The organism is Paenibacillus nanchangensis (assembly GCF_046543445.1).
GTDB classification, from domain to species: domain Bacteria; phylum Bacillota; class Bacilli; order Paenibacillales; family Paenibacillaceae; genus Paenibacillus_AQ; species Paenibacillus_AQ nanchangensis.
In genome coordinates, this window is the sequence record NZ_JBHOFD010000034.1 from 59,940 (window position 1) to 69,572 (window position 9,633).

The following is a 9,633-nucleotide window of genomic DNA, read 5'->3' on the forward strand; positions in this document are numbered from 1 at the left end:
TCATTCTTAACTGTTTCTTAACTAGCATTGGAGAAAAAACTCATGGATTTTCCTGTGGTATAATTTCCCTTGTGAAAATTTACTCTTGATCAATTTCCTTCTGCGAGCTTTCCTTCGGCGCAAATTCCTTAGGCACATTTTCTTTCGATACATATTCTTTCGAAAATGCAGGAAGCGTTACGGTAAAAGCCGTTTCTGCCCATGGCAAGCTGCTTGCTTCCACCTGCCCGCCGCTGCGCTCCGCCAGCGCTTTGACAATGGCGAGACCAAGGCCGCTGCCCTGCGTCCGGTTCCCGGTCCGCTCCCCCCTGTAGGTGCGGTCAAACACCCGCTCCAGCTCGGCTCCAGGAATGCCGGGCCCCTTGTCCCAAACTTTTAACCTATACACTGGACCGCTCTGCTTCAACTCCACGCCAAGCAGTCCGCCTTCCCCGCCGTAATGAACCGCATTCCTTACCAGATTGCCGATTATACGTTGGATATGATTGCGGTCGGCGCGAATCGGGCAGCTGTCTTCTGGAATCAAAAATTCCGGCACAATTTCAAGCGTCGTCAGCTCCGGCAAAAATCCGATCAGCGTCTCGCGTGTGAGCTCAGCCAAATCCAGCTCCTCTTCTTGTAAGGACAGCTCGTCTGCGTCCAGCTTGGCCATCGTAAACATTTCATCGACCATTTCTTTTAAATCGGCCGACTTGGCGGAAAGAATGTCGAGGTACTCCTCACGCTCCCGGTCATTTGCCGCGACACCATCCTTCAGCGCATCAATATACCCGATGATTGACGTCAGCGGTGTCCGAACATCATGCGAGAGATTGGACAGCAGCTGTTTGCGCGCAGTTTCGGACCGGAATGCGGTGATCCGGAGTTTTTCCAGGCTGGAGATCAAGTCGTTAACGGTAAAAATCAGCTCATTCCAGTCTTCTTCCCCTTTTGCGAGCAGACGGACACGGGTATTGCCATTCACCGCACGGCGTATGTTCAGGACCGCATCCCGCTGTATACGGAAGGTTTTTCTGTAAGACTGTACCCAGTACAGCGTACACCCTGCGAGGATAACAAGGGCTGCTATGCGCCATGCTTGCTCAACCTGGACTGGTAACATTTCGAGGACAGCCAGCACCACAACAGCGGTTATTTGCAGCGCAGCGATACCTGCTTTTTTACTCCTCATCGGGTTCCCCCGTGAATTTATAGCCGATTCCCCACACGGTCCGGATCCACTTGGGGTTGGATGGATCTTCCTCAATTTTTACGCGCAGCTTGCGGATATGGACCATCACCGTATTGTCGTCTTCGATGTAGCCGTTGTCCCACAGCTGCCGGAACAGCTGAATTTTGGTAAATACCTGCTCCGGATGGGAGGCCAGAAACTGTAGCAATTCAAACTCCTTGGCTGTTAGTGCCACCGTGTCTCCGCGAACGGTCGCCGTATAGGTTTTGGCATCGATTCGCAGCCCTTTATAGCGCAGCACCGGATCGCCGTCATCTGCCGTGCCGCTTGCGCCGAGTACCAGATACCGCCGCATAAGCGATCTGACCCGCGCAACCACCTCATGAATACTAAAAGGCTTCGTAATATAGTCGTCTGCTCCAATTCCAAGGCCGATGATTTTATCGGTCTCCTCGTCTTTTGCAGTCAGCATCACGATCGGGATATTAGAGCGGCTCCGGATTTGCCTGCACAGCTCCAGGCCGTCTATCCCCGGCATCATCACATCCAGCAGGGCGAGATCATACCGCCCCGCATTAAACCTTGCCAGAGCCTCCGTGCCGTCTGCCGCGGTGTTTACTTCGTATTGTTCCCTCTCCAGATAGGTTTTGATGAGCTCCCGGATCTCCCGGTCATCATCGGCTACCAGCACGTTTACCCTGCGCATTGTCTTCCCCCGTTTCTTGCCGGACAATCAAATTTAGCCTACCCTTGGTGCAAACGGGTTGTCAACCGTCCATTAAGCTGCAGCGTTTTCCGCGCCAAAAAAAGCGTACACAGCCCTGGACGGGCGGTACACTTTTACGCAGGCGGCCAAAAAACATCAGATTCCGGATAGATTTGAGAATGACCGATAAGAGTTAATAAAAACGCCGGTAACCTCAAGCTGATGACCGGCATCTCTCCTATTCACGTTTCGGCATTTTGCTTTCGTCCATGTACAGCAGATTCCAACGGTGGCCGTCCAGATCGGCAAATCCGGCGCCATACATCCAGCCGTCGATTTCGTTTGGTCTGCCAAAAATACTTCCTCCGGCAGCCTCAACTTTTTGAATAAAAGTATCTACAGCTTCCCTGCTGTCAGCTCCAATGGAAAAGATCACTTCTGCACTGCGGGTGGTATCGGCGGTTGTAGCACCTGTAAAGTTCTCAAAGGCTGCTTCAGGGAACAACAAAATCGTTGTATGGCCTATGTCGAGCTTGGCTCTTTCCTGACCAGCATTCACCGCATGGAACCCAATCTCATTAAAAAAGGCCGTTGATTTCTCAACATCTTTAACCGGCAGGTTAATCCAGATTTCCTGTGACATGGCTGCAGCCTCCTGATATAAATTCCCAACTTTCTTTACTATACCCTACTTCCGGCAGCAGAAGCGAATGAAAATAAAAGAAACCGCAAAACATGACGTTCTGGTCATGGGTTTCTGCGGTTTCCTTGTTACCTTGTTTCCTTGTTTCCTGGTTACCTCAGTTTTTCACAGCGGAAGGACGCTGCGGAAGCCCCGGCTTTCCTTCATCCGCGCGGCGGAAACGGATCGTTGCCATAACTGATGGACTCCGATATTTTTCCGTCCTTGTTATGAATTTTCAATTCCGTGTGCGCCTGCTTGGCTTCTTGTTTTGCCGCTTGCTCCGCCTCCTCTTTCGTCCGGTGATGGCTGAGCTTGCGCCCGCTTTGCTGGTTATCCCATCCGCCGTCCGGGTTTGGTGTCGTATGCACATTGATTCGTCTCCGGTCCGTCATATCTGCTCCCTCCTCTTCTCTTTACGCGCCGGTCCGTTTTGTCCCGCGCTGCGGCCGGTCTTTGTCCCTAGCAGCTCCGGCAGAGCCTTTGTCCTTCGGACTGGACGGATGAAACTGCTGCAGGCTGGCCTGCAAAGCGGTCATCAAATCCAGCACATTGGTCACCCGTTCCGGGGCGGGCGCCTCAATCGGCTGGCCTTCTTTTTTGTCTTCAATCGCCTGCAGCAGCCTCTCGCGGTACTCGTCTTTATATTTTCCCGGATCAAAATTTCCGGTTAACTGGCCGATGAGCGCGGTGGCAAGATCCAATTCCCTCCGTTCCGTCTTTCCCTGCGCCGGGGGTTCCGGAAGCTCCGCGGCTTCTATAACCTCGTCTTTATAGTGCATGGTAGCAAGGGCTAATGCGCCATCAATTACGCGAACCGCGGCCAGCCTGCTTTTTTGGCGGATCGTTACGTTGGCTATACCGACTTTGTTCGTCACTCTGAGAGCCTCTGTTAGCAGCCGGTAAGCATGCTCGCCCGTCTCATCGGGTGTTAAATAATAAGTGCGGTCATAATATACGGGATCAATATCCTCCAAAGCGACAAATTCGGCAATCCGGATCTCTCTGGAGGATTCCGCGGACAATTCCTCCAGTTCGTCCTGGTCAAAAGTGACAAACTGCCCTTTTTCATATTCATATCCCCGGATAATGTCTTTCCATTCCACTTCCTCTTCGCAATTTGGACATGTCCGGATGTAACGGATTGGTTCCTTGTACGTCCGGTGCATTAACCGCATGGGAATGTCGTTTTCGCGTGTGGCCGAATACATTTTTACGGGAACATGGACGAGGCCAAAGCTGACCGCCCCTTTCCAAATCGTCTGCATAACGGACTCTCCCTTCACATGGTCGACTCTATGCCTACTATTACCCCGATTGAGGGAAAAGCCTTCATCTGCGCCTTTGATTTTGGGCAAATGAAAAAGACGGTTCCCGCAGGAACCGCCTCCAGCCATAAAAGTCTTTTTTTACTGCAGATCACGGGGACAGCCCAGATCTGAGGTTATGCGCGTTGCTTGCGTACCGGATCATGGTCCCGCAGTAGCCAGATGTGGAAGAAGTATTCGAACACACCCGCAAGCGCCGTGATAATCAACATATCGCCGAACGACAGCGTCCAGCCCGTTCCTTCCGCAATAGCCCACAGCATGATGAAAACCAGTACGGCGTCTGCGACTGTGGCGATGACGTTGTTGGTTCTCGGCAGGATCAGCAGATCGCCGACCAGATAGGCCACTACCCCGATACCCAGCGCCGTCATAAGGGCTGTGCCGAAACCGGCATCGGACAAAAGCATCAGCATTGCCGTAATCATCACACCGTGCACCAAAAGCTTGACAATAACTTTTTCCATGTTGTTCACCTCTCTCATGTTGTAGGTTTTGCTTGTCTTAGTTATAAACGTTTTATTCCCGGCTTAAACGCCAGTATTTGCTATTTTGGACGAATGTTTAGGTTTGTATCCGTTTTGTCAAGTATAGAATGGACTCATTGTCTGAAGAAAACCGTACTCCCCTGTTCTGGTGCTAATCTATCGGTTGCCGGGATAACCTGCCGCCGCTGCACAAAAAAACGCCTCTGCTCTTGGCAAAGGCGTTTCGTCGACCGCAGGATCAATCCCACTCTACGTTATGATATACCTGCTGCACATCTTCCAGATCTTCCAGCACGTCAATCAGCTTCTCAAACTGTGCCGCCGATTCCTCCGGCAGCGTAACATAATTCTGCGCCAGCATCGACAGCTCGGCTACCGTAAACTCGTTTACACCCGCGTTCTTCAATGCTTCCTGAACCGCATGGAATTGATCCGGTTCGGCATAGATGATAACCGCATCCTCTTCCTCCAGGATATCGCGTGCATCCACGTCAGCTTCCATCAGGATTTCAAGCACCTCATCGGCGCTTTTGCCCGTGAGTCCGATAACGGCTGTCGCGTCGAACATATAACTGACCGAGCCGCTGACGCCCAGGTTGCCTCCGTTTTTGCTGAATGCCGCCCGCACTTCAGAAGCAGTCCGGTTCACGTTGTTCGTCAAGGCATCTACGATCACCATTGCACCGTTTGGCCCAAAGCCTTCATAACGCAGCTCGTCGTACGTTTCGTCCGAGTTGCCTCTGGCTTTCTCCAGAGCGCGGTCAATGATCGCTTTCGGTACGTTGTAGGTCTTGGCGCGTTCCAAAACGACCTTAAGCGCCCGGTTGGATTCCGGGTCCGGTTCGCCCTGCTTGGCAACCACATAGATTTCACGGCCGAATTTGGCGTAAACCCGGCTTGTGTTGGCGTCTTTAGAGGCTTTCTTCTCTTTAATATTATTCCACTTACGGCCCATACTGTTCTCCCGCTCTCTTTCGCGATAAATTTACAGAATGCTGTTAAGTATACTTGTACATTATAGCTCGGAACAAAGTCCGGAACAAGCTGCTCTCCACAAAGAAGACTCCACGGATCCTCCGCGGAGTCTTCATCGGTGAGAAGCGAAATGTTATGGTGAAGCCTGACATTCAGGCGCTAAGCCAGCAATTTGCGGCTAGGGTCCTTGACCGGAAACGAGACGACGCAAGATCGTTTTCAGTTTCCTTCTGCGATAGTACATGGACAATCAACTGCCTTTCGGAACTCCAAACCAACCAGACTTTCCGACTACAAAGGATTGATTACAATTCCACTTCCCACCTTGATAGTCAATACCCGCTTAAAGCTGGAGTGAAACGCATTTTTTACAGCAAATTTAGAAAAGTTAGCTTAAGCATGAAATTCTCTGCCGTCCAGCACCTCGTTAACATATCCGGCACGGATCACAAAATCTCCGAAGTGCTCGCCTTCTTCCCGTTCACGCGCATACCGCGATACAATCGGCTGCAGCGTATCGAGAATTTCCGCTTCCCCGATGTTTTCTTTGTATAATTTGTTCAGGCGGTGGCCCGTAAAGCTGCCGCCAAGGTACATATTGTATTTTCCTGGCGCTTTGCCGATAAAAGACAGCTCAGCCAGCGCCGGACGGGCGCAGCCGTTCGGGCAGCCTGTCATACGAATGACGATCTCGTCGTCTTTCAGCCCGTTTTCCTCCAGCATCGGTTCGATGCGGTCGAGCAAATCCGGCAGATAACGTTCGGATTCCGCCATCGCAAGTCCGCAGGTGGGCAGCGCTACGCAGGCCATCGAATTGCGGCGAAGCGCCGAGTAGCGCTGGCCGTCCGTGAGGCCGTATTCCGCAATCAGACGTTCGATTTTGCGCTTCGATTGGGAGCTGACATTGCCGATGATGAGATTTTGGTTAGCGGTTAACCGGAAGTCGCCTTTATGCACCTGCGCAATTTCACGGAGTCCTGTCATCAGCGGATAATCCGGATAATCCTTAATCCGCCCGTTTTGGATGAACAGGGTAAAATGCCATTTCCCGCCAAGCCCCTGCACCCAGCCGTACCGGTCGCCGTTATGCTCGAAGCGGAACGGGCGGGCTTCCTGCATCTTCCAGCCGAGCCGTTCGGTCAATTCATCCACAAACCAGTTCACGCCGCGGTCATCAATCGTGTATTTAAAGCGGGCGTGCTTCCGTACCGCACGATCGCCGTAGTCGCGCTGAATCGTTACCGTCTTCTCCGCCACTTCAATCACCTGTTCCGGTGTGCAGAAGCCGATGATTTTCCCTACTTGAGGATACGTTTTGGCATCCCCGTGGGTCATTCCCATACCGCCGCCCACCGATACATTAAATCCAAGCAAACGGCCTTCTTCCACAATCGCAATCAAACCGAGGTCTTGTGAAAAAACGTCCACATCGTTTGAAGGAGGCACTGCCAGACCGATTTTAAACTTCCGCGGCAGATAAACCGGTCCGTAAATCGGCTCCTCTTCCACGCCTCCGCGGCTGTCCACAACTTTCTCTTCATCCAGCCAGATTTCATGGTACGCTCTTGTGCGCGGATCCAGATGTTCGCTAAGTTTGCGCGCCCAGCCATACACCTCGGAATGGATCTCCGATTGATACGGGTTCGGGTTGCACATCACGTTGCGGTTAACGTCGCCGCATGCCGCCAGCGTGCTGAGCAGGGCATCGTTGACTTCCTTAATTGTGTTTTTCAGGTTCCATTTGAGTACCCCGTGCAGCTGAAAAGATTGCCGTGTCGTCAGCCGGATTGACCCGTTGCCGTACTTGTGGGCAATCCGGTCCATCATCAGCCACTGCTCAGGCGTAACCACACCGCCCGCCGCGCGTACGCGCAGCATGAACTGGTATGCCGGCTCGAGCTTCTGGCGCGCACGTTCGTTCCGCAGATCGCGGTCATCCTGCATGTAGCTGCCGTGATGCTTCATCAGCCGGTTATCGTCCTCCGGAATCGATCCGGTAATTGGATCCTGCAGCGTTTCGGTCAAACTTCCCCGGAGGTAGTTGCTGCGGCGTTTGATGTCCTCGACATCGCTGTGCGGCGCATCCACCGGAGGGTATTTTGGATATTGTGCCATCTTGCTAATCTCCTCTCCTAAAAGCTCCGGGGAATCAGTATACATCCCGCTGGTATCGTTTTTGCTGCTGCAGTGACAGCAGATATTCCGCCGACTGCTCGGGACTCATGCCGCCTTCCTGCTCGAGGATGGTTGCAAGCGCCACATGCACGTCATGCGCCATATGCTTTTCATCACCGCATACATATACGGCAGCTCCGGCCTGGAGCCATTCGTAGAGCTCTTTGCTTCGTTCGAGCATCCGGTGCTGCACATACACTTTTTTATCAGTATCGCGTGAAAAGGCGACATCCATCCGGGTCAGGACGCCGTCTTTCAGCCAGCGCTGCCAGTCTGTCTGATATAAGAAATCGGTTGAAAACCGCTGATCGCCAAAAAACAGCCAGGTTTGTCCGTTCGCCCCCTGCTCTTCGCGTTCACCCAAAAACGCGCGGAACGGAGCGGCGCCCGTACCCGGTCCAATCATAATGATCGGCGTATCGGGATTTTCAGGAAGCTTGAAGCTCGGGTTATGCTGTACAAATACCGGCAGCTTGGCTCCCGGTTCCGCCCGTTCGGCCAGCTGCACCGAGCAGACGCCGTACCGGTCCCGCCCGCAGTGCTCATACCGGACCGTCCGGACGGTAAGATGAACTTCATCGGGATAAGCGGACGGACTGCTGGCGATGGAGTACAGCCGGGGCGGGATTTTGCGCAGCAGCGGCACAAATTCGGATGCCGGCAGGCCCTTCAGCTCATAATCCTGAACGAGATCAAGCAGATCTCTGCCGGATAAATAACCGCGCAGCTCCTCTTCCCGGCCCTGCTCCAGCAGACCGGACAGCCGGGCATTTCCGGACAGCTTTGCCAGCTGCTCCACAACCGGTTTGGTCAGAACGGTGATTTCATAATGCCGCAGCAGCGCCTCTTCCAGGGTGCGCTTCTCGCCGTTTTTGCCGACGGTTACCGCTTCTCCGCCGTTCCAGCCCATCGTCTCGATCAGCTCGCTCACCAGCCGGGGATGGTTCTCGGGGTAGATGCCAAGGCTATCTCCCGGTTCGTAGCGGAGACCCGAGCCTTCCAGCGACAATTCTAGATGCCGGGTCTCCTTCTCCGAACCGCGTCCATTCAGGTTCAAGTTCTCCAGGACTTCGGCGGAAAACGGATTGGAGCGCGAAAATTCAGGCTCCTCCGCTGCGCTGAGTCCTACTGCCGTACCGGGGACTGCAGCTGCTGAGGATGCGGCGGACGAAGAGCCGAGCAGAGCGGCCGCCACGCTGTCGATCCAGGCTGAAGCCGGATCGGCAAAATCGACGTCGCAGTCCACTCTCGGGGTCAGCCTTACGGCGCCGAGTTCTTCCAATCTTTTGTCCAGGTCTTTGCCGGTCTGGCAGAAATACTCATACGAGGTATCTCCAAGGGCAAGGACGGAATATCGCATCCCGGCAAGCTGTGGTGCGCGCTTCCCGTGCAAAAATTCATAAAAAGCGATCGCGTTATCCGGCGGTTCGCCTTCACCGTGGGTGCTGACAATAATCAGCAGCTGTTCGACCTTCTTTAACGCGTTAGGTTTAAATTCCGCCATGGAGGATACGCTCACTTGGAAGCCCTGCTGCTCAAGTCTTCCTGCCGTTTTCTTTGCCAGATTGCTGCTGTTGCCGGTCTGTGAACCGTAGAGCACTGTCACTTCACGCGTGACATGCGCTGCCGCCGGTGTTTCCTGCGACGCTGTGACACCTCCGCTACCAGCCGTTCCTTGCTGTACGGATGCAAACGCGGCCAAATAACCGCCGAGCCACATACGCTGACCTTCCGTCAGCGTGGGCAGCAGCCGGTTAAGGAGTTCGGTCTGTTCTTGTGTAAATGGGCTGTTGTTTACTTTTAATTCCAACGCTTACACCTCGCCTACCTTGCCGTTTTTGTAATTCCGATAAAATTAATCCGATTAATAAGAACTACTTACTTGAACCTATCATATCCCCGGAAAGGGGTCAAATAGATTCCGCTTATAGGTGATATCATTTCTGCTGATAATGCGGAAGTCAATCCTTAAAATCATAAAAAAACAGCGTTCAGATGAAGAAGCTCCACATCTTGAAACGCTGTTATTTTCGAAGTTCAACGGTAGTGCATATAGACTGAACGAAAGACGTACAGGTGGGGCGGGGCTGGCACTGCGGCGAATTTGG

At 53.1% G+C, this 9,633-nt stretch carries 10 protein-coding genes; all 10 read right to left on the reverse strand.

The genetic code is table 11. The features are described from left to right. Positions 1-79: 79 nt before the first annotated feature. Positions 80-1,171 carry a sensor histidine kinase gene (locus ACE6ED_RS23340; protein ID WP_410829830.1) on the reverse strand — a complete coding sequence of 364 codons (1,092 nt, stop codon included), beginning with the start codon at positions 1,169-1,171 and terminating at the stop codon, positions 80-82. Further along, entirely contained in the window at positions 1,161-1,877 is a 717-nt protein-coding gene (locus tag ACE6ED_RS23345; protein WP_410829831.1) for a response regulator transcription factor, read from the reverse strand. The genes ACE6ED_RS23340 and ACE6ED_RS23345 overlap by 11 nt, the downstream gene beginning before the upstream one ends. 238 nt (positions 1,878-2,115) lie before the next feature. Beyond that, positions 2,116-2,520 carry a VOC family protein gene (locus tag ACE6ED_RS23350; protein ID WP_410829832.1) on the reverse strand — a complete coding sequence of 135 codons (405 nt, stop codon included), beginning with the start codon at positions 2,518-2,520 and terminating at the stop codon, positions 2,116-2,118. Positions 2,521-2,723: 203 nt separating this feature from the next. After that, positions 2,724-2,954 carry a DUF2188 domain-containing protein gene (locus ACE6ED_RS23355; RefSeq protein ID WP_410829833.1) on the reverse strand — a complete coding sequence of 77 codons (231 nt, stop codon included), beginning with the start codon at positions 2,952-2,954 and terminating at the stop codon, positions 2,724-2,726. Positions 2,955-2,975: 21 nt separating this feature from the next. Next, positions 2,976-3,827, reverse strand: coding sequence for a non-homologous end joining protein Ku (gene ku, locus ACE6ED_RS23360; protein WP_410829834.1), 852 nt, complete (start codon positions 3,825-3,827; stop codon positions 2,976-2,978). Positions 3,828-4,003: 176 nt separating this feature from the next. After that, complete coding sequence (locus ACE6ED_RS23365; protein ID WP_410829835.1) at positions 4,004-4,354, reverse strand: DUF2512 family protein; 351 nt, start codon at positions 4,352-4,354, stop codon at positions 4,004-4,006. A gap of 259 nt (positions 4,355-4,613) precedes the next feature. Next, on the reverse strand, positions 4,614-5,330 hold the full coding sequence (locus ACE6ED_RS23370) for a YebC/PmpR family DNA-binding transcriptional regulator (RefSeq protein ID WP_410829836.1): 717 nt from the start codon (positions 5,328-5,330) through the stop codon (positions 4,614-4,616). A gap of 413 nt (positions 5,331-5,743) precedes the next feature. Beyond that, positions 5,744-7,465 (reverse strand): assimilatory sulfite reductase (NADPH) hemoprotein subunit, encoded by a 1,722-nt coding sequence (gene cysI, locus ACE6ED_RS23375; protein WP_410829837.1) that lies wholly within the window; start codon positions 7,463-7,465, stop codon positions 5,744-5,746. Between the two features lie 34 nt (positions 7,466-7,499). Further along, positions 7,500-9,335 (reverse strand): assimilatory sulfite reductase (NADPH) flavoprotein subunit, encoded by a 1,836-nt coding sequence (locus ACE6ED_RS23380; protein ID WP_410829838.1) that lies wholly within the window; start codon positions 9,333-9,335, stop codon positions 7,500-7,502. An 81-nt stretch (positions 9,336-9,416) separates the two neighbouring features. Further along, a partial coding sequence (locus ACE6ED_RS23385; RefSeq protein WP_410829839.1) for a hypothetical protein occupies positions 9,417-9,633 on the reverse strand: 217 nt, incomplete at its 5' end.

Coding starts and splice junctions, on each gene's coding strand:
- ACE6ED_RS23350 (WP_410829832.1), bottom strand. CDS start 2,520: ATGTCACAGGAAATCTGGATTAACCTGCCGGTTAAAGATGTTGAGAAA.
- cysI (WP_410829837.1), bottom strand. CDS start 7,465: ATGGCACAATATCCAAAATACCCTCCGGTGGATGCGCCGCACAGCGAT.
- ACE6ED_RS23345 (WP_410829831.1), bottom strand. CDS start 1,877: ATGCGCAGGGTAAACGTGCTGGTAGCCGATGATGACCGGGAGATCCGG.
- ACE6ED_RS23370 (WP_410829836.1), bottom strand. CDS start 5,330: ATGGGCCGTAAGTGGAATAATATTAAAGAGAAGAAAGCCTCTAAAGAC.
- ACE6ED_RS23365 (WP_410829835.1), bottom strand. CDS start 4,354: ATGGAAAAAGTTATTGTCAAGCTTTTGGTGCACGGTGTGATGATTACG.
- ku (WP_410829834.1), bottom strand. CDS start 3,827: ATGCAGACGATTTGGAAAGGGGCGGTCAGCTTTGGCCTCGTCCATGTT.
- ACE6ED_RS23355 (WP_410829833.1), bottom strand. CDS start 2,954: ATGACGGACCGGAGACGAATCAATGTGCATACGACACCAAACCCGGAC.
- ACE6ED_RS23340 (WP_410829830.1), bottom strand. CDS start 1,171: ATGAGGAGTAAAAAAGCAGGTATCGCTGCGCTGCAAATAACCGCTGTT.